Annotated in this window: 13 protein-coding genes and 1 pseudogene; 10 read left to right on the forward strand and 4 right to left on the reverse strand. The window is 65.5% G+C overall.

Annotation, left to right across the window (positions count from 1 at the left end):
* A complete protein-coding gene (locus IFR23_RS09455) occupies positions 1–942 on the reverse strand; it encodes a LysR family transcriptional regulator (protein ID WP_192975641.1) in 942 nt (313 codons plus the stop codon).
* A 214-nt stretch (positions 943–1,156) separates the two neighbouring features.
* Between IFR23_RS09455 and IFR23_RS09460 the strand changes: the two genes are divergently transcribed.
* The 4 genes from IFR23_RS09460 (at position 1,157) to IFR23_RS09475 (ending at position 7,760) form a co-directional block, all read left to right on the forward strand.
* On the forward strand, positions 1,157–3,661 hold the full coding sequence (locus IFR23_RS09460; RefSeq protein ID WP_192975642.1) for a TonB-dependent siderophore receptor: 2,505 nt from the start codon (positions 1,157–1,159) through the stop codon (positions 3,659–3,661).
* Positions 3,662–3,761: 100 nt separating this feature from the next.
* Positions 3,762–4,874 (forward strand): purine nucleoside permease, encoded by a 1,113-nt coding sequence (locus IFR23_RS09465; RefSeq protein ID WP_192975643.1) that lies wholly within the window; start codon positions 3,762–3,764, stop codon positions 4,872–4,874.
* A 13-nt stretch (positions 4,875–4,887) separates the two neighbouring features.
* A complete protein-coding gene (locus IFR23_RS09470; protein WP_192975644.1) occupies positions 4,888–6,249 on the forward strand; it encodes an 8-oxoguanine deaminase in 1,362 nt (453 codons plus the stop codon).
* Positions 6,250–6,464: 215 nt separating this feature from the next.
* Positions 6,465–7,760 (forward strand): nucleobase:cation symporter-2 family protein, encoded by a 1,296-nt coding sequence (locus tag IFR23_RS09475; RefSeq protein WP_244655546.1) that lies wholly within the window; start codon positions 6,465–6,467, stop codon positions 7,758–7,760.
* Between the two features lie 4 nt (positions 7,761–7,764).
* Here IFR23_RS09475 and IFR23_RS09480 read toward each other — a convergent pair whose 3' ends face one another.
* A complete protein-coding gene (locus IFR23_RS09480; protein ID WP_244655547.1) occupies positions 7,765–9,309 on the reverse strand; it encodes an adenosine deaminase family protein in 1,545 nt (514 codons plus the stop codon).
* Positions 9,310–10,190: 881 nt separating this feature from the next.
* Here IFR23_RS09480 and IFR23_RS09485 point away from each other — a divergent pair.
* Positions 10,191–10,490: a hypothetical protein gene (locus IFR23_RS09485; RefSeq protein ID WP_192975646.1), complete on the forward strand. Its 300-nt coding sequence runs from the start codon at positions 10,191–10,193 to the stop codon at positions 10,488–10,490.
* On the opposite strand, the gene IFR23_RS20535 is transcribed toward IFR23_RS09485, so the two are convergent.
* On the reverse strand, positions 10,487–12,136 hold the full coding sequence (locus tag IFR23_RS20535; RefSeq protein ID WP_197978358.1) for an alpha/beta fold hydrolase: 1,650 nt from the start codon (positions 12,134–12,136) through the stop codon (positions 10,487–10,489). The genes IFR23_RS09485 and IFR23_RS20535 overlap by 4 nt on opposite strands.
* Positions 12,137–12,311: 175 nt before the next feature.
* Between IFR23_RS20535 and IFR23_RS09495 the strand changes: the two genes are divergently transcribed.
* From IFR23_RS09495 to IFR23_RS09510, 4 genes are all read left to right on the forward strand, one after another.
* Complete coding sequence (locus tag IFR23_RS09495) at positions 12,312–12,764, forward strand: DoxX family protein (protein ID WP_197978359.1); 453 nt, start codon at positions 12,312–12,314, stop codon at positions 12,762–12,764.
* 65 nt (positions 12,765–12,829) lie between these two features.
* Positions 12,830–13,513 carry a cupin domain-containing protein gene (locus IFR23_RS09500; RefSeq protein ID WP_192975648.1) on the forward strand — a complete coding sequence of 228 codons (684 nt, stop codon included), beginning with the start codon at positions 12,830–12,832 and terminating at the stop codon, positions 13,511–13,513.
* Complete coding sequence (glsA, locus tag IFR23_RS09505; protein ID WP_192975649.1) at positions 13,510–15,099, forward strand: glutaminase A; 1,590 nt, start codon at positions 13,510–13,512, stop codon at positions 15,097–15,099. The genes IFR23_RS09500 and glsA overlap by 4 nt, the downstream gene beginning before the upstream one ends.
* 201 nt (positions 15,100–15,300) lie before the next feature.
* The gene (locus IFR23_RS09510; RefSeq protein ID WP_192975650.1) at positions 15,301–16,926 is read left to right on the forward strand and encodes an alpha/beta hydrolase; all 1,626 of its coding nucleotides are present in this window, start codon (positions 15,301–15,303) and stop codon (positions 16,924–16,926) included.
* Here IFR23_RS09510 and IFR23_RS09515 read toward each other — a convergent pair.
* Entirely contained in the window at positions 16,840–18,552 is a 1,713-nt protein-coding gene (locus IFR23_RS09515; protein ID WP_192975651.1) for a GMC family oxidoreductase, read from the reverse strand. The two genes, IFR23_RS09510 and IFR23_RS09515, sit on opposite strands and share 87 nt — an antisense overlap.
* Before the next feature lie 409 nt (positions 18,553–18,961).
* Between IFR23_RS09515 and IFR23_RS09520 the strand changes: the two are divergent.
* Positions 18,962–19,933: pseudogene (locus IFR23_RS09520) on the forward strand (Rieske 2Fe-2S domain-containing protein); the annotation flags it as partial.
* Between the last annotated feature and the right edge of the window lie 39 nt (positions 19,934–19,972).

The raw sequence follows: 19,972 nt of genomic DNA on the forward strand, positions 1-19,972 counted from the left end.
TCATGAGTCGGGATCGGCGGTCGTTTCCATCGATGCCGGATAGCTCAGTTGCGCAAAGCCGTTCTCGATCTCGCGCAGGACGATCCCTGCGGCATAGGACGGCGTCCGCGCCGACGACGTGCACAGCGCGAGGATCATCGGCCGCAGCACCGAATCCGAGATCTTGGTGAACGACAACAGCCCTCGGCGGACCTCCGTCGTCACGTCGATCGAGGTCAAAATACCGATTCCGACGCCTTGCAATACGAGCGACGTGATCATCTGGATATTGTCCGACGTCACAGTCTTGTCGACGACCACGCCGGTGATGCCCTCCAGCACGGCGATCTGCTGGCACACCGCCAGCGGCTCGGCGGGAACGATCAGCGCCGAGCCTGCGCAGGCCGAAAATCGCGCCTCGCGGTGCTGGCCGAGCGGGTGCCCTGCCGGCGTCAACAGGCCGAGGACGACCTCGACGAACGCTTGCACGGTGATTCCGCGAAAGGATTGCGGCTCGAAGAATATCCCGAAATCCACCTCGCCGCCCAGGATGGCGCTCCGCACGGCGTCGTTGTTCAGCACCTTGATGCCGATCGTGATGCCCGGATACTGGCTCTGGATCGCGTGGATCGTGCTCGGGATATAGCCTTTCGCCAGCGCATCGATGATCGCGATGTCGACATGCCCGCGCTTCAGCCCACGAAGGTCCTCGATCTGGGTTCGAACGTCGCCCAGTTCCTTCTGCCATTTCAGTCCGGACGCCATCATCATCTCGCCCGCCGCCGTCAGTCTCAGCCCGGTCGGCAGGCGCTCGAACAGCGGCATTCCCATATCGGCTTCGACGTTCAGGATCTGGCGATCGATCGCCGACGCCGAGACGTTGAGAACGTCGGCCGCCTTCCTGATCGAGCCCAACCGCCCGACCGCGATGAAGTAGCGCAGAAATCGTGAAAAGGCGGGCATAGACCACTCTATTTTTTGCAACGGGCTGCGGAATTCATTGCATTTGATAGCCGCAGGTCAAGCCCCTACGCAGTGTTCATAAAGATAAAGGTTCGGGGGCGGATCGACGCAACAATAGTGTCGCCAGGAAAGGCGTCGGCGCGACAGTGTTGCGACGGCACGTACGCAGAGACGCGGGGGCATCTCGCCGTTAAGTTCAGGGGGAATAGCAATAATGGTACACATTCAGGGCTCCGGCTCGTCGAACGTTGGTGTCTCGCGCAGCCATGGTCGATCGCCCCTGCTCGCGCTGGTCGCGGGCCTGCTGTCCTGTACGGCGATCACCGCGCCCGCGTTGGCGCAGACCGCGCCGCAGGCCGCGACTAAAGAAGACCCCGTCGACGAAAGCGCCGAGATCGTCATCACCGGCTCGCTCGACGCGCTGCCGAACAAGGACGTCGGCTCGATCTTCGGCTTCAACAAGACGCTGGTCGAAACCCCGCGCTCCGCCTCGACGATCAGCGGCGAGCAGATCGAGCGCTTCGGCATCACCGACATCTACGATCTCGTCGCGCAGGCACCGGGCACCTTCACCAACTCGTTCTTCGGCGTCGGCGGCGCGCTCGATATCCGTGGTACGCCGGGCGAAGTCTATTTCCGCGGCGTCCGCCGGCTCGACAATCCGGGCAACTACCCGACCCCGATCGGCGCCTCCGAACGCATCGACATCGTTCGCGGCCCAGCCTCGCCGATCTACGGCCCGTCGAAGACCGGCGGCTACATGAACTTCGTGCCAAAATCGGCGCGCGTGAAGGGCGGCGCGCTGCTCGACCATGCCGAGGGTGAGATCAGCTATACCGGCGGCAGCTGGAACCGGAACGTCCTCAAGGCCGAAGTCCGCGGGCCGGCAAAGGTCATGGGCACCGAGTTCGGCTATAGCCTGTACGCCGAGATCGAGGATTCCGGCAGCTATTACCGCAACATGGGCACCAACCAGACGATCCTGCAGGCGGCGTTCGACAACCATCTGACCGACACGCTGCGGATCGAGTTCGGCGGCATGTACCAAAAATATTCGGGCCAGCAGAACGGCGGCTGGAACCGCCTGACGCAGGATCTGGTCGACAACGGCACCTACATCACAGGCTCGGCCAAACCGCTCGATACCAATGGCGACGGCCAGCTTTCCCCCGCCGAGTTTACCGCAGTCGGCAATTTCGCGCCGTTCGGTGGCTTCGGGTGCGGCGGCAACGTCACCGCGGCATCGATCACCAACGCCTGCTTCAACACCCTTACGGCGGCGAACGGCACCGGCCCGAACAATTACCTCGCGCTCCAGAACGTCGGCACCGCCAAGCTCAGTCGCAAGGACGTGCTGACCGGCGAGGACGATTTCCTGAAGAACACGACGAAGACCGGCTATTTCGACATCATCTTCGACGGCGGCGACGGTCTGGAGATCAAGAACCAGCTATTCTACGACGGCTACAACAACGACAACAACAACGCCTACGGCTTCTCGCAATTCCACGATTCCTGGGTGATCGAGGACAAGATCGTCCTGTCGAAGGCGTTCAAGACCGATGTCGGTAAATTCTCGTTCCAGGTCTCGCCGTCGATCCGCTACACCGATTTCGTCCACGGTGACGATTTCAACTTCGAGTATTTCCACCGCGTCGATCTGACGGTGGGCTATACGCCGCTGTCCGATCGCCTGCTGTCGACCGAATGCGACTGCGATTACTCGAATTACGTGAAGGGCCATTACACCGATTACGGTCTCGCCGGCCTTGCCGATCTCGACTTCGATTTCGGCCTCGATCTGCTGCTCGGCGCGCGCTATGATATCGTCGACGCCAAATCGACCACCAACCCGACCAAGGTGCGCGTCGTTCCCGCCGTGCTGAGCGGGTCCGGCAGCACCGGCGCATGGTCGTGGACCGCGAGCGCATCCTACAAGCTCCCGTTCGGCCTAATCCCCTACGTAACCGCATCGCGCCAATCGACCGTCGTCGCGGGTCAGGGTGCGGAGATCGCCGTCGCAGACGTCGTCGGCGAGAACTTCGTCGCTGCCTCGAAGCTTTACGAAGGGGGCCTCAAGGGCAGCTTCCTCGACGACAAGCTCTACGCTGCCGTCTCGGTCTACAAGCAGAGCCGCACCGATCACAACGTCCAGTCGGCGACCGTCAACCAGTCGGTCGAAACCAAGGGTCTCGAGGCGGAAGCCCGCTGGGCGGTCGACAAGCACCTGTTCATCACCGGTGCCTATACCCGGACCAAGGTCTACAACCTGACGTTCCTCGATGCAGGCTCGACCTTCAGCTTCTTCGGCATCGGCGATCTGATCAACGTCACCGATCCGACGCTGTTCCTCGGCGGCCAGCCCGGCGGTCTCATCCCGATCGCCGACAAGGAAGCATCGCGACGTCAGGGCATTCCGACGAACCTGTATTCGGCCACTGCCAGCTACGCGTTCGACAATGGCATCGCCTTCACTGCCAGCCTCGTCCAGGTCGACTCGACGTTCTCGGGCCAGTCGCGCGTCGTCAAGCTGCCGGCCTACACATTGGTCGATCTCGGCGCGTCGTACCAGAAGGACAATTGGCTGTTTCGCGTCGTCGTGAAGAACGTCACCGACACGACCTACTTCCGCGCGAACTTCACCGAATTGTTCGGCAGCACCATCGTCCTCCCCGAGCGCCCCCGCAGCTTCCAGGGCTCGGTCATCTACAAGTTCTGACGCGAAGGGGTGGGGGTGCGGGACGCCCCCCACTCCCGTCATCCTGGGCTCGACCCCGCATCCAGAGCCAAGAACTGCATCACCGGGAGACACCGACCCCATGCCCCTCCTGACCCGCGCCGCACTCTACGCGAGCGCCGCCCTGAGCCTGCTCTCTCCGACCGCCTACGCAGCGCCCGCCAAACCCGCACCAGCTACCAGCATCGAGGCCTGCGCCCCAGGCGCACCCTGCCCGCACCCGCTCCAGATCCGCGCCGTCGTCGTCACGATGTTCGAGATCGGCAAGGACACCGGCGACGCCCCCGGCGAATTCCAGCTCTGGCGGGAACGCCATCATTTCGACGTCCGCATCCCCTTCCCGCAGGCCGATCACGACCTGTATTACGACCCGACATCGCACGTGCTCGCGGTCGTCACCGGCATGGGCACCGCGCACTCGGCCGGATCGACGATGGCGCTCGGGCTCGACCAGCGTTTCGACCTGACCCGCGCCTATTGGCTGGTCGCCGGGATCGCCGGGATCGACCCCGAGGACGCCTCGATCGGCTCGGCCGCCTGGGCACGCTACCTGGTAGACGGCGATCTCGGGCATGAGATCGACTCGCGCGAAATCCCCAAGGACTGGAAGTCGGGCTATTTCCCGCTCGACCGGAAGGGGCCGAACGATCCCCGCCCGGCGACGCCGCACGGCGAGATGTTCGAACTGAACGCCGGCCTGCGCGACTGGGCCTACACGCTGACCAAGGCGATCAAGCTTCCCGACGATCCCGCGATAACCAAGGAGCGCGCGCGCTACTCCGGCTACCCGATGGCGCAACGCCCGCCCTTCGTCATGAAGGGCGATCAGCTCGCGGCGACGACCTTCTGGCACGGCAGGATTCTCAACGACTGGGCGAACGACTGGGTGCGCTACTGGACCGCCGGCAAGGGCGAATTCGTCACCTCGGGCATGGAGGAGACCGGCACCTACCAGTCGATCCTCCAGCTCGCCAAGATGGGCCGCGTCGACAAGACCCGCGTGATGGTCCTGCGCGCCGGCAGCAACTTCACCATGCCGCCGCCGGGCGTCACCGCCGCCGACTATCTGCTGCGCGAGAACGAAGGCTTTTCCGGTATGACCGCCGCGCTCGAAAGCCTGTATCTGGTCGGCTCCCGCGTGATCGACGAACTCACCACGCACTGGGATCGCTACGAAATGACCGTCCCGAAATGACCGTCCGATTACGATGACACTGACCGTCCTCAAAAACGCCGACCATCTCGTCTGCATGGACGAAGCTCACCGCGAGATCCCCAACGCCGCGATCGCCTTCCGCGACGGCGTCATCGAAGCCGTCGGTCCGACGCACGAGCTTGCCGAACTCCTCGCCCAGGCCAGCATCGTGATCGATGCCCGAGGCTGCGTCGTCACGCCCGGCCTCGTCAACACGCACCACCACCTCTTCCAGTCGCTGACCCGCGCGGTCCCCGGCGCGACCAGTGCACCGCTGTTCGGCTGGCTCAAACGCCTCTATCCGATCTGGGCGCAGTACCGCCCGGAGGACGTCTTCGCCGCGACGCAGCTTGGCCTCGCCGAACTGGCGCTGTCCGGTTGCACGCTCAGTTCCGACCATCTCTACCTCTTCCCGAACGGCGTGACGCTCGACGACACGATCGCCGCCGCCAGCGAAATCGGCGTCCGCTTTCACCCCACGCGCGGCGCGATGAGCGTCGGCGAAAGCAAGGGCGGCCTCCCCCCGGACAGCCTCGTCGAGGACGAAGCCGCGATCCTCGCCGACACGATCCGCGTGATCGACCGCTTCCACGACCCCCGCGACGGCGCAATGGTCCGCGTCGGCGTCGCCCCCTGCTCGCCCTTCTCGGTCAGCCAGGACCTGATGCGCGACGCCGCCCTGCTCGCGCGCGAAAAGCGCGTAATGCTGCACACCCACCTCGCCGAGGACGCCGACGACGTCGCCTTCTCGCTCGCCCGGTTCGGCTGCCGTCCGGGCGAATACGCCGAACGCCTCGGCTGGACCGGCCCCGACGTCTGGCACGCGCACTGCGTCCAGCTAGACGCGCAGGAAATCGACCTCTTCGCGCGCACCCGCACCGGGATAGCGCACTGCCCGTGCTCGAACTGCCGCCTCGGCTCGGGCATCGCGCCGCTGAAGGCGATGGTCGACAAGGGCGTCCGCGTCGGCGTCGGCGTAGACGGGTCCGCGTCCAACGACAGCGGCAACCTCCTGCTCGAAGCACGCCAGGCCCTCCTGCTGCAACGCGCCGTCGGCGGCGCGGCGGCGTTCGACCCACGCGACGCGCTCTTCCTCGCAACCCGCGGCGGCGCCCAGATCCTTGGCCGCGACGATTGCGGCAGTCTCGAACCCGGCAAGCGCGCCGACATCGCGGTCTGGGATATGAGCGACATCCATTCGCTCGGCAGCTGGGATCCAGTCGCCGCCCTGATCCTCAGTCCACCCCCAGGTGCCCGCGACGTCTTCGTCGAAGGTCGCGCCGTCGTCCGGGACAATGATCTCGTCCAGGCCAGCCGCCGGGAGATTCTTCGCGCGGCGGACCGCTCGCTCGTTCGCCTGAAAGCCCTCGCATGACCAAGCTAAACGTAAATCCTCGCCCGCCAGGGGGAGGTGGCGCCGAAGGCGACGGAGGGGGAGGACACGGAGCAGAGGTTTCTCTTACCGCCTCCTCCGTCAGGCTGACGCCTGCCACCTCCCCCTGGCGGGGGAGGATTGCTCGGATCAGGACACGCCCCCGCCGCCCCAAGATGACTCCGGACCAAGCCCGCGACCCTAATCATTTTCCCGGCATGGCTGTCGCGATCCCGCTCGGCATCCAGCACGTCCTCGCGATGTTCGTCAGCAATCTCACCCCTGCGATCATCGTCGCGGGCGCGGCCGGGTTCGGGTTCGGCTCGGCCGACCCGCGCGAGCTGATCTACCTGATCCAGATGTCGATGCTGTTCGCCGGCATCGCCACGTTGCTCCAGACGATCGGCTTCGGCCCGATCGGTGCGCGCCTGCCGATCGTCCAAGGCACCAGCTTCGCGTTCCTCCCGGTGATGATCCCGATCGTCACCGGTCACGGCGTCGCGGCGATGGCCGAACTCACCACGGCCGCGCTCGTCGGTGGCCTCTTCCACACCTGCCTCAGCTTCTTCGTCGGCCGCATCCGCTTCGCGCTTCCGCCGATGGTCACCGGCCTGGTCGTGCTGATGATCGGCGTGTCGCTGATGCGGATCGGCGTGCAATATGCCGCCGGCGGCGTGCCCGCGATCGGCACGCCAGCCTATGGTGCCGGCGCGAGCTGGTTGCTCGCCGGCACCGTCGTGCTGACCACGCTCGGTCTAAGCTTCTTCGCGCGCGGTATCTGGTCGAGCGCCGCGGTGCTGCTCGGCCTGATCGCCGGTTACGCGCTCGCGGTCGCGATGGGCCGCGTGTCGATGGCGCCTGTGACGCAGGCCGGCTGGGTGATGCTACCCTCGCCGTTCCACTTCGGCTTCGCGCTGTCGGCGTCGGCGATCATCGGCTTCTGCCTGATGGGGTTCATCTCCGCGATCGAATCGATCGGCGCGGTCTCGGCGATCTGCGAGGGCACCGCGCTGCGGCCCGCCACCGACCGCGAGCTGATCGGCGCGACCTCCGCGGACGGCGTCGGCACCGCGCTTGCCGGGCTGTTCGGCGCGATGCCCAACACCTCGTTCAGCCAAAATGTCGGCCTGATCGCGATCACCGGCGTGATGAGCCGCCACGTCGTCACGGTCGGCGCGGTGTTCCTCATCCTGTGCGGCCTCGCGCCAAAGATCGGCGCGCTCGTCACGACCATCCCGATCGAGGTGCTGGGCGGCGGCGTCATCGTGATGTTCGGCATGGTCGCCTCCGCCGCGATCTCGATCCTCTCCGCGGTCGTCTGGACGCAGCGTACGATGATGATCTTCGGCGTCGCGCTGTCGCTCGGGATAGGCCTGGAACTGGAACCCGGCGCGGTCTCGCACTTGCCGGAGACGTTGCGGATATTGCTGACCTCGGGCGTGCTTCCGGCGGCGGTGATCGCGGTCGTGCTGAACCTGGCGGTACCCGGCGGCACCGCTACGCCGACCGACTAATCCCTCAGCGAGCCTCTGCCTCGAACGCCGCCAGATCCCGCTCCAACGCAACCTGACGCGCCGCCTTCCCACTACCGGCAACGAACGCCTCGCAAGCCGCAGCCCCGACCACCCGACACGCCACGACCTTTGCTCCACCAGCGCGGTCATCCCAAATGCTAGCCCCCGGCAGGAAGCTATACTGCAACCCATCGCGCACGATCTGCTTCAGATCCGCATAGCGCAGCCCCTGCTCGGTCACCGCGCGGACATACTCGTTGGTCATGTCACTGCGCGACACACCCTCGTCGTCGGTCGACAGCACCACGGGCACCCCGGCCTCGCGGTACAGCGACAACGGATGCGCCGCGCCCTTCACGCCCAGGATGACCGCGTTGCTGGTGAGATTGATCTCCACCGCCACCCGGTCCCGCGCCATCCGCTTCAACAACCCGGCCGCGTCGCGCTCGTAGGAGATGTCGATGCCGTGCCCGATCCGCCGAGCCCCCGCGACCTCCACCGCATCGCGGATATGGAATGCAAGCTCGCGCGGCGGGACCAGCCCCAGCGTCAGCTCCCCCGCGTGCAGCGACAGCGCCACCTTCGGATACCGCGCCTTCAGGAACGCGATCATCCGCATGTGCAGTGCGTAGTCACGCACCGCCACCGGATCATGCTCGGGCGCCGCGATGTTCACGCCCACGAAGCGCGCATCCGCGGACACCAGCGCAAACCCGAACGCGAGTTGCGCAAACACCTGCGCCGCCGGCACCGTCCGGATCGCGGTATAAAGATAGCGCATCTCCACGCCGCACCCGGGCTTCGGCGTCGCGGTCGCACACCCGTCGATCCGCGCAAGCTCGGCATCGAACCCGTCATATTCCGCGCGCGCCTGCGCCACCGCGGCGGGCAGCAACGGCGTCAACCGCGCGAGCATCCCCGCAAAGTCGTTCGCATCTACGTCCCGCGTGTCCCCCAGCCGCCCGGCAAGCGTCGCCATCGCGCCCGATCCGCTGCCAAGCTCGACATAGCTCACCCGGTCCGCCGCCGCCTGCGCACGCGTCAGCGACAGCGACTTCGCCTCGTTGCCCATCGCCGCCGGCCAGAACGCCCCGAACGTCGCGAAGAACCGGTCGTACCCGGAAGTCTCCGGATCGCCGACCCCACTCTCGAACCCGCGCGTCGACAACGCGTCGATCATATGGCTGTACCGCGGATAATCCCGCTCCAGTCCGGTCGCCGGGATCCGGTTCGGCGCGTCGCACGCCTTCTGGTCCGCCGGCTTGGCCACGATCCGGTGCGTATCGGTCGCGATGCACAGCCCGTCGTCGCCCGCCCAGCGTAGGAGATCCTCCGCATAGATCGCGCCCCCGCTGTGATTGTGCAGGTCGCCCCCCTTCGGCATCCGCTGCAGGAACATCCGCAACCGTGGCGGGCTCCCCGCGATCGTATCGAGATACGCCGCGGTCCGCGCCTCGTCCGACACCGCACGCTTTGGAGCAGCCTCTGCCGCCGACGCGCACAATGCCAAGACAATGCAACTCGCAGTCCACAATGAACGCATGACCATATCTCGCAATATCAGAGCAATAAGATGCGAACCGAACACGCTGTCTCACGTCGCGATATCACTATCCGACGAAGCCGCCCCCCGCAGCCTTAGCGATAACCGGGCAACTCCGCCGCGTTCAACAGCAAACAAAGCCACGATCCATTGCCGAAATGAGCGCATCCGGAGCGTTCGACGATCCTTCCGCGCCAAGGTCAGGTGACGGAAGCGGCGAACACGCAACGGAGATTATCCCAGCGTCCTCGTCCGTCGGGCGACGCCTACCGCCTCCCCCCCTCGCGAGGGCGGATTTCCAGAGCCCGCTCATGTGGGCGGCAACTCCAGCCAGGTCTCGGCGCTCGCTCCGATATCGAAGTCAGGACGGACGAATAACCGGGCCTCGAAAGGCGGCTCAACCCACTCTTCTTCGCGAACAAGAGCGGCGCTCCTGCTACGATCGAACCAAGATGCACTGTTGCCGTCGCGTTACCGGCTTGTCTAAGAAATCCCCGACTGCAGCACCGAGTGGCCGGATCAGGATGAAGGCCGTCCGCCGACGGTCTCGCCCAGTGTGGTCGCGAGGATCTTGATGATGGCGGCACGCGCTGGGTCTGATAGGGGCGTCGCGCGATCTCCAACGAACGGCGCGACATCTAGACTTCCGCTCGCACCGCGCGAAGAGGCGCCCGCGAACATTGGAAAATGGTATCATCGCGAGCGCAACGCGAGTGGGTCCCCGGAGGTCGGGGCGAGTATGCGGCGACTGTTTAGACGCGTCGTGCAACCTGCCGCCTGCATTCAACCGACCCGCGGACGGGCGCGTCTTTTGGGTGCACCGACGCAACCCCCGACTTGATTCAGTTCGGTGCGTTTGGCCCGGACACCCCTAATACCACGCGCGGATGCATCGTTTCCACGCGGCAATCAACGTGCGTACCGACGGCATCGTTGCATGGGTACGGATGCCGGGAGTGCCCGGCAAGAAACTCGTCAGGATTGCGTGCCAGCGTTCCTGCCATGATCTGGAAAGACACACCATGCCCCTCCCCTCGAAATTGAGCGTCGCCCAGGCGATGATCGTCACCGCAGCGACTGCCTTCAGCACGACGTTGTGCCTGCTGGCGGTCGTCGGTCCCGTCTACGAACGATCTGCGCACATGGCCTTGAGCAGCCCGCACATGCGCCCCAGCGCGCTTGCCTAGCCCAGCGTCAACGGTGCCGAAAGGAATTGCCGGACATGCGCCACGAACGCCAGCGATGCGGGCTCTCGTCCGAGCAGAAGGTGGTTATCGCTGTCGAGCGTGACGAACTCGGCGCCCGGTATCTCGGCGGCCAGCTCGCCACCGGTCGCCAGCGGAATACGACGATCACCCCTCGCGTGCATTACGAGCGTCGGCGCCTGCACATCCTTCAGGATCGGGCGCACGTCTATGTCGGCGAACACTTCGAGGTAGCGCGCGGCGTTCTCGGCGGAGACCGTCTGGCGCTGGAAAAGGTTGAACCAGTCGAGTTCCTCGGTGGTCGCGCTCGGCATGAAGGTCGCCGTCACGACCTGTCGATAAGCGGCATCCGTACGGCCCCAACCCTGCCGGACGAGCGTGATGATCGCCTCGCGTTCCTCGATCACGTCCGGCGTCGCATCGATCCGCCACCCCGCGGCATACCCGCCCCACAGGATCAGATGACTGACGCGTTCGGGATGCCGCACCGCGTAGGCGATCGCGACCGCGCAGCCTTGAGACAGTCCCAATAGCGGGAAGCGATCGATCCCGGCGGCGTCGACCACGGCCTCCAGATCGCAGACGAACGACTCGAAATCGATGTCCGCCACGCATCCTTCCGACATGCCGTTGCCGCGCTCGTCATAGCGCACGAACATATGGTCGCGCGCGAGTTCCTGGAACAGCGGTGCCCAGATCGGCGCGTCCCAGTCGAGCTCGAGATGGTTGAGCCAGTTCGCCGCCTTGACCAGCGGTGGGCCCTCCCCGACGCAGGCATAGGCCAGTCGAACGCCGTCGCGTGCCTTGCAGAACTGGATCTTCTGTCGCTGGAGCATGTCGTGCGGCAGGAGCGCGGCGATCGGCGGTTCGTGCGCTGCCGCCGACGGCGGTGGCAGGCCGGCTTCGCTTACCGCATCGGCGAAGCTGCGCCTGGCCACTTTTGCGTCGTCCTGTCGCCCGAGCTGTTGCAGCGTCTCCTGCAGCCGAATTGCCGCGTCGGCGTTGAACGGATCGGCATCGAGCCATTCGCGTGCCCAGGGAAGCCGATCCTCGGGCGACAGCGCGATCGACACGACGAGGCGGTGAAGCAGTGATCGACGCAGGCGCTCCGCAGCCGCGCGTTCGGCCGCGAGCCAGATCGCGAACCGCTCATGCCGCGACATGTCGAGCCCCGCGAGCAGCGGTTCGCGCAGGGCGACCAACGCGGCGAGCAGTTCGCTCGCCACCGGAGGCTCCGCATCGAGCGCCTGGTGCGCGCGCTGAAGATCGACGACGATGTCCTCGCGGTCGATCGCGACCGTCTCGCGATCGGCGATCAGGCGGCGGCGACCGCGGTCGACGACCGGTCGCAACTTGCTCAGCGACCAGCGCAGCGCGCCACGCGGATCGTCTGGCCCTTCGTCCCACAGCAGATCGCACAAGTGTTCGCGCCGCTGCGGGCGATCCGTCAGGAGAATATAGGCAAGCAAAGCACGTGTCTTGCGCGACGCTGGCAGATCAACGGCCAGCGATTCGGACGATATCGCCAGAGAACCCAGTACGTTGACGACCAGATTGGGCAAATGATCGATCGATACGGCCTCTCGACGTGAGAAATCATTTACCACGCCATCCTCGCCAATGTCCACGCAGGCTCAATCGCTGATCTCCACGCTGTTGGGCGAGTGCAGGATCAGGAAAGCGCGACACGAGGTTGCGCTCGATGAATTGGATCACGTCAATGGCCGCCAAGTATTTATCCAGAACACAGGACCGCAAACGACGACCCTGGTCATACATTGCATCTTCGCAACCGGTGTTGCCGTGACGTTCTGGCTCGATCTCGGTGGCGTGACAGCGCTATCGGATGGGCGATTTCCGGCGCGACAAAGCGCTTCGCTGCCGACCGCAATCTGGATCGGACGCGTCCTGAGCGGCATCGTCGTCGTGCTGTTGTTCGCCGACGCGGTTGCCCAGTTGGTGTCGCTGCCGATGCTGCGCGCCGATGTGGAGGCGATCGGCTTCCCGTTCGCGTTGTCGCCGGTGGTGGGGGCGATCACGATGACCTGCGTCGTCCTCTACGCCAATTCGAGGACCGCATTGCTCGGCGCGATCATGCTGACCGGGTTTCTCGGTGGCGCGATCTGCCTGCACCTGCGGCTCGGCGAGATCGGTTCGCCGCCTCAGATCATCTCGATGATGCTCGGCGTCATGACCTGGGGCGGGCTGTACCTGCGCGAGCCAAGACTGCGCACGCTGCTTCCCCTTCGCGCCTGAACCGCCGCGCGCCCTTTTTTCAACTCGACAACGCCGCCCCTTCGGGTGTCGGCGAAGGACCCGACATGACCATTTCGATGCGCACGCTCCCCGCCCCGTTCGCCCGCGCGGCGACGCTCGACACGACCCGCTTCTACATGGGGGGCCTGATGAGCTTCCTGACCACCGGCACCGAGACCGACGGCGGCCTCGCGCTGATGGAATATCAGGGCAAGCCCGGTAACGAGCCGCCGCCGCATATCCATCTCTGGGAAAACGAGATCGTCTACGTGCTCGACGGCATCATGGAGATGTATTGCGGCGATGCGGTGATGCTCCTCCACCCCGGCGAGATGGCGTTCATCCCGCGCGGCCAGCCGCACGCCTTCTACATTTGCTCGACGCAATTTCGCGCGTTGGCGATCGTCCAGTCGATCGGCGAGCAACCTGTCGGTCTTGATGCGTATTTCATGCAGATGAGCAGCCCCGCTACCAGCATGACGCTGCCGACGGACCCGGTCACCTACCAGATGGAGGATCCGGCGCATGCGGTCGCGGTGGCGGCAGCACACGGCATGCAGATCCTGTCGCCCGACGAAGCGGCGATCGCGCTGCCGCGCTACCCCGGCTTCGGCAATGCCGATCGCGCGCCCCTCGATGCCGCAACGCTGCCCGATGCGGTAGCGCGCCCGGTGCGCAACCAGTCGCTGGCGGTGTTCGGCGCGGTCGCGGGTCTATGGCCGCTCACAGCTATCGACAGAGCATCGTGACGATACGTCTGGATGAGGACGCTACCGCCCGAAAACTCTACGAAGGGCTGACCGATGGCGGTGGCGAACGGTCGCGAACCGCGATCGAACGGGTCCTGCGCGACACTGGTCTGACGATCGACGATCCCCGCCTGCGCGAACTCGACGCGCTGATGCAGGGCTATGCGCAGGCGGTCGACATTCCGTTCGAGGCGATCGCCCCCGCGCTCGCCGGCGCCAACCGGACGTTGCTCAGCCGAGCGCTGACCGGCGACCTGGTGATCCCCGATTTCACCGCCTTCTGCACCGAACTGACGCGGATGTTCGAGGACGTCCGCGACAACCGCGATGGCGAGGTGGCGTCGTACATCCCACAACTCGCACGCGCCGATGCCGATGGCTTCGCGGTGGCGGTGTGCACGATCGACGGACAACGCTTCGCGATCGGAGACACCGCGACGCGCTACTGCGTGCAGTCGACCTGCAAGCCGGTCAACTATGCGATCGCACTCGATCGGCTCGGCGTCGATACGGTCCACCGCCATGTCGGCCGCGAGCCATCCGGGCATTCGTTCAATGCGATCACGCTGAACGCCAGCGGCCTGCCGCATAATCCGATGATCAACGCCGGCGCGATCATGTGCGCGTCGCTCATCGCGCCCGAACTGTCCGCCGCGGACCGGTTCGATACGGTGATGCAGACCTGGAGCGCCCTTGCGGGGGAAAGTTCGGTCGGGTTCGACAACGCGGTCTTCCTGTCGGAGCGCGACACCGCCGACCGCAATTTTGCGCTCGCCTATTTCATGCGCGAGAACGGCGCGTTCCCCGAGGGCACCGATCTCAAGGCGACGCTCGATCTGTATTTCCAGTGCTGTTCGATCACCGTCGATGCGCCGGGCATGGCCACGATCGCCGCGACGTTCGCGAACGGCGGCGTCTGTCCGCTCAGCAACGAACGCGTCTTCACCAGCGACACGACCAAGAACTGCCTGTCGCTGATGGCGTCGTGCGGCCTGTACGACTTCTCCGGCGAGTTCGCGTTCACCGTCGGTTTGCCGGCGAAATCGGGCGTATCGGGTGCGTTGTTCATCACCATACCTGGCGTTTGCGGGATCGCGGTCTGGAGTCCGCGGCTCGATGCGCTGGGCAATTCGGTGCGCGGCATCGAGTTCGCGCGGCGGCTAGCCAAGCGGTTCGCATTCGACGGCCTTGCCGACGCAGGCGAGCAGACCAACCCGCGTCGCCGCACAGCCGAGGCTGCAGTCGATCAGGCAACCTATTTCTGCGCCGCAGCGGCCAAGGGCGACCTGACCGAATTGCGTCGCCTGGTCGCGCGCTCGATCGACGTGAACCTCGCCGATTACGACGGGCGGACGGCGCTTCATCTGGCGGCCAGCGAAGGTCGCGCGGACGTGCTCCGCTACCTCCTGCCGCTCGGCGCGGCGACGGACGTCGTCGATCGGTGGGGCAACACGCCGCTCGACGGCGCGGTCCGCAACGGCGATGCCGCCAGCGTCGCGATCCTGCAGCCACGCACGCCGGACGCCGTGGACCTGCACCCCGGTGGTATTTTCCCACGGGCGCCGATCGAAGCCCTGGCCTATTGATCGTCGACCTGCAGCCAATCTCTGAAAACGTGGGCACGATTGATATCGAACGCCCGCCCCCATGGTCTCCCGCGAAGTCGGGAGCCCTGTCTGCATCCCCGCTTTCTCGCGGAACCATGCTACGCCTCGGCGCGAGATCCGGCCGCCCCTCAAGTGTACGGCCCCATTCGCGCGGCACTTCATATCGGCCTACCAAATCTCATGAGCCATCTAGTCATAGCGACGCTGGGCATTCTGTCGGTGTCGCGATCGAGCGCAGCGCTCCCGCTACCGCCCTCCCGCAAGACGCGCGCGCTGCTCGCCTATCTCGTCCTCGCCACCCGTCCACAGCGACGCGAGCATCTGATCGATCTGTTCTGGGGTGACGGGCCCGACGATCCGCGCGGCGCGCTACGCTGGTCGCTCAGCAAAATTCGCGACCTGATCGACAAGGACCGCGCCAGGGTCGTCGCGGACCGGGAGACCGTGGCGGTCGACACGGGCGGCGTCGCGATTGATATCCACGCAGCGCGATGCGTCGGTCCTGACACGACGGTCGACGAGATCGTCGCCTGTCTCACCGCGTTGCGCCGGCCGCTGCTCGCCGGGATCGACCTGCCCGACAATGCGGTTTTTCAGGCCTGGCTGGTAGCCGAACGCGAGGCCGCAGCGCGGTTGCGACGGACGTTGTTGCAACAGCTCGTCGGAATGATGCCGCTCTCGCTCGAGGACAGGCTGCCCTGGTGTCGGGAATGGTGCGAGGCCGATCCATTCAATGCGGAGGCGGCGGCGCGTCTGCAAACGACGTTGCAGCATATGGGGCGGCTGGCCGATGCGCGGATCGCCGACAGCGATTTCGCCTCCAGATTGCGCGACGCAGGGCTGACGCGGCCCTTGGTCATGCCGTTGGATCCCGCACCCGAGCACCCTCAACCCGTTGCACCGCAGACGACGACAGCAGCCGATGCGCGGACCGATCATATCGTGCTGCAACGGCAAAGCCTGAGCTTCGCCACGGTCGGCGACGGGGTCAGGATCGCCTACGCCTCGGTTGGCGAAGGCCCGCCGCTCGTCAAGGTCCCTAACTGGCTCAACCATCTTGAGCTCGACTGGGACGCGCCGGTCTGGGCACCGCTGTTCCACGACCTCGCGCGCGACCACCGCTTCATTCGCTACGACGGGCGCGGCAACGGCATGTCCGATCGCGACGTCGCCGACATCAGCTTCGACGGCTTCGTGCGCGATCTCGAGGCGGTCGTCGATGCGGCCGGGCTCGATCGCTTTCCGCTACTCGGCATCTCGCAGGGCTCCGCGATCGCGATCGAATATGCCGCCCGGCACCCCGAGCGCGTCAGCCACCTGATCCTGTGGGGCGCTTTCGCGAGCGGTTGGCGCGTGACCGGCACGCCCGACGTCCGCAAGGAACGCGAGGCGATCCTGACGCTTGTCCGTCAGGGCTGGGATCGCTCGGATCCCGCGTACCGCAAGCTCGTGACGTGGAAGTTCATGCCAGGCGCGTCCGCCGTGGAACTCGACTGGTTCGACGATTTCCAGCGCGAGACGGTCGGCGCGCAGAATGCAGTGCGCTTCGCCAATGTGTTCGCGGATATCGACGTGCGCCACCGGCTCGCGGGCGTGACCGCGCCGACTTTGGTGATGCATGGCCGTGGCGACCGCAATATCCCCCTGGCGGTCGGCAGTGCGCTGGCCGCGGCGATTCCCGGTGCCGAGTTCGTGACGCTCGACACCGACAATCACATGCTACTCGGCCGGGAGCCGGCGTCCGCGGCCTTCGTCGCGCATGTCCGCCAGTTCCTTGCCGAAGAACGCGGGGGCATCGATCGCTGACCGCATCTCGGGCGACCGCGCGGCAATCAACAGCGTCGCCGCACGCTCGCCGATGACCACGCACGGTGCCATCGTGTTGCCGGTCGTCACGCGCGGCATGATCGACGCATCCGCGACGCGCAAATTGGCGATGCCATAGACGCGCAGTTCGGCGTCCACGACCGACATCGCATCGCGGCCCATCTTGGCCGTGCCCGACTGATGCCAGACGGTCGATGCGGTATCACGCACGAAAGCTGTCAACGCGGATCGTCTCAGATTGCCCGGCATCGCCTCGCGCTTGACGAACGGGCGCAACGCCGCGCCGTTACCGATATCGCGACACAGTTCGACGCTGCGGACCAGCGCCTCGAGATCGTCGGGATCGGACAACGCGTTCGCCTCGATCCGGACCGGCGACGCGGGCGATGCACCGGTGAGCGTGACACTCCCGCGGCTCTTCGGCCGGACGAGTCCCGGCAGAAGCGACCATGCCGAGGCCGGCGGCGCGTACCGTTCCAACGCATCTTGCGCGACGATCGGCGCCTCGGCCACGAACGTTTGGATATCCGGCGTCGCCAGTTGCGGATCGCTTTTCCAGAAGAAGGTCGCCTCGCCCAGATTGTTGCGCGGGACGATCGGCTCCGGGCTTTCCCAGACGCAGCCCGCGACCATCACGTGATCCTGGAAGTTGCGCCCGACGCCCGGCAAATGCTCGGCTAGCGCGATGCCGTGGCTTTTCAGTTGTGCCACGTCGCCGATACCCGATTGCATCAAGACCTTCGGCGTGTTGATTGCACCGAGCGACAGGATCGTCTCGCAGCGCGCGCGGATCTGCCGCCACCGGCCGTCGACCACGATCTCGACGCCCTTTGCTTCACGACGTTCGATCAGGACACGAGTCACCGTGGCATGCGTCAGCACGGTGAGGTTCGGTCGCGCCATCGCGGGGTACACGTACCGCCGGAACACCGACGATCGCAGCCCGCCGCTGATCGCGAGATTGCAGATCGCGGCACCGCCCGGCCCCTCCATCATCACGCCGTTGGGATCGGCGAACGTCGCGATACCCGCATCGGCAGCGCCGCGAAGCAACGCCCCGGCGAGCGGATGCGGATCCTGCGCGGGCTCGACGTGGAACAGCCCGCCCCGCCCGCGGCGCACCGGATCGGGTGCCCCGCGCCAGTCCTCGATCCGACGATAGATGCCGAGCACGGACTCGTAATTCCAGGCATCATTGCCGGCTTCGTGCGCGAAATAGTCCCAGTCGGTCTGGTGTCCGCGCGACCAGACCATCACGTTGATCGACGATCCGCCGCCCAGTCCCTTGCCCATCGACAACGGCATCGCACGGCCGTTCAGATGCGCGCTCGGTTCCGCGACGAACCCCCAGTCGCGCTCGCTGCCAAGGTTGGTCGGCCAGAGCAACGGCTCGGACACGCTCGGCCCGACGTCATTACCGCCTGCCTCGATCAGCAGCACGGTGACGTCGGGATCGTCTGCCAGCCGCCGCGCCACGACGGACCCCGACGATCCCGCCCCACAGACGATATAGTCATACTCGCCGAGATCGTCGGCACGACGCCCGAGCTGGTTTGCTGCGACACGAACTGCAAACGCGGCATCGGTCTCGCCGTCACGCTTCATGGGAGCAACTCCGCGAAGGGGAGTTTTCGGCAACAGGGGCATGGCCCAAGAGGTAATTCATCGCATTTGCATCCTCGATCGAGGCGCCCAGATATTGGGTACCGCCACGGTCTGTTTGCGCGCGACACCGTGTAGCCGCCGGGGATGGCGGCGTAGAAACAGGTGCCGCAGGCGTGGTTTTCTCGCGTGGTCCCGTCAGATCTTCGCAAGGCTCCCGTCATTGCTTTTCGTGGCAGCGAGCCCGGGCCACAGTTACGGTGGCAGTGGCAGTTTCCACGCGCAGGCCAACGCACGCTTCAACGACGGGCTCGCACAGACAGGCATCAGTCGCAGCGGACCGGCGAGAAAGATGATGGTCTTTCTCCCAACGGCCCCTCTCGGCCATCACGTGTCTTCAGGAAGCCCGATAATGACCAATCTTCGCGGACGCTTGGCAACCGCCGTTGTCGACGACGCGGCCACCGGCGAATTCAAATGCCGCCGCGATATATTCACCGACCCGACCATCTTCGACCTTGAGATGAAGCATATCTTCGAGGGCAACTGGGTCTTCCTGGCGCATGAGAGCCAAATCGCCGAGAACGACGATTATTACACGACCCATATCGGTCGGCAGCCGATCATCATCACGCGTGACAGGACAGGCGTGCTCAACGCCGTCATCAACGCCTGCGCGCACCGCGGCGCGATGCTGTGCCGACGCAAGCACGGCAACAAGGGCAGCTTCACCTGTCAGTTCCACGGCTGGACATTCAGCAACAGGGGCAAGCTGCTCAAAGTTAAGGACGGCAAGACCGGCGACTATCCGGCCGCGTTCGATACTGAAGGCTCGCACGATCTGACCAAGGTCGCACGGTTCGGGAACTACCGCGGCTTCCTGTTCGGGAGCCTCAATCGCGATGTGCTGCCACTCGAGGAGCATCTCGGAACGACACGGGTGATCATCGACCAGATCGTCGACCAGGCCACCGACGGCCTGGAGGTACTGCGAGGGAATTCGTCGTATTTGTACGATGGCAATTGGAAGCTGCAGATCGAGAACGGCGCCGATGGCTATCACGTCAGCGCAGTCCACTGGAACTACGCGGCGACCATGGGCCGCCGCGACTACGAGGCCGGCGGCGTGCGCACGGTCGATGCGAACGGCTGGTCGAAGAGTGTCGGTGGCGTCTACGGCTTCGATCACGGCCATATTCTGCTGTGGACGAACGCACTCAACCCCGAGGTGCGCCCTATGTACGGCCACCGCGACGAGATGGAGGCGCGTCTGGGCAAGGACCGCACCGATCGGATCCTCGGCCAGACCCGCAATCTGTGCGTCTATCCCAACGTCTATCTGATGGACCAGTTCTCCACCCAGATCCGCGTCGTGACACCAGTCATAGGCAACGCCGTTTTCCATACGACCGGCAAGCGCGTT

It is taken from the genome of Sphingomonas sp. CFBP 13603 (assembly GCF_014892665.1).
Taxonomy (GTDB): Bacteria; Pseudomonadota; Alphaproteobacteria; order Sphingomonadales; family Sphingomonadaceae; genus Sphingomonas.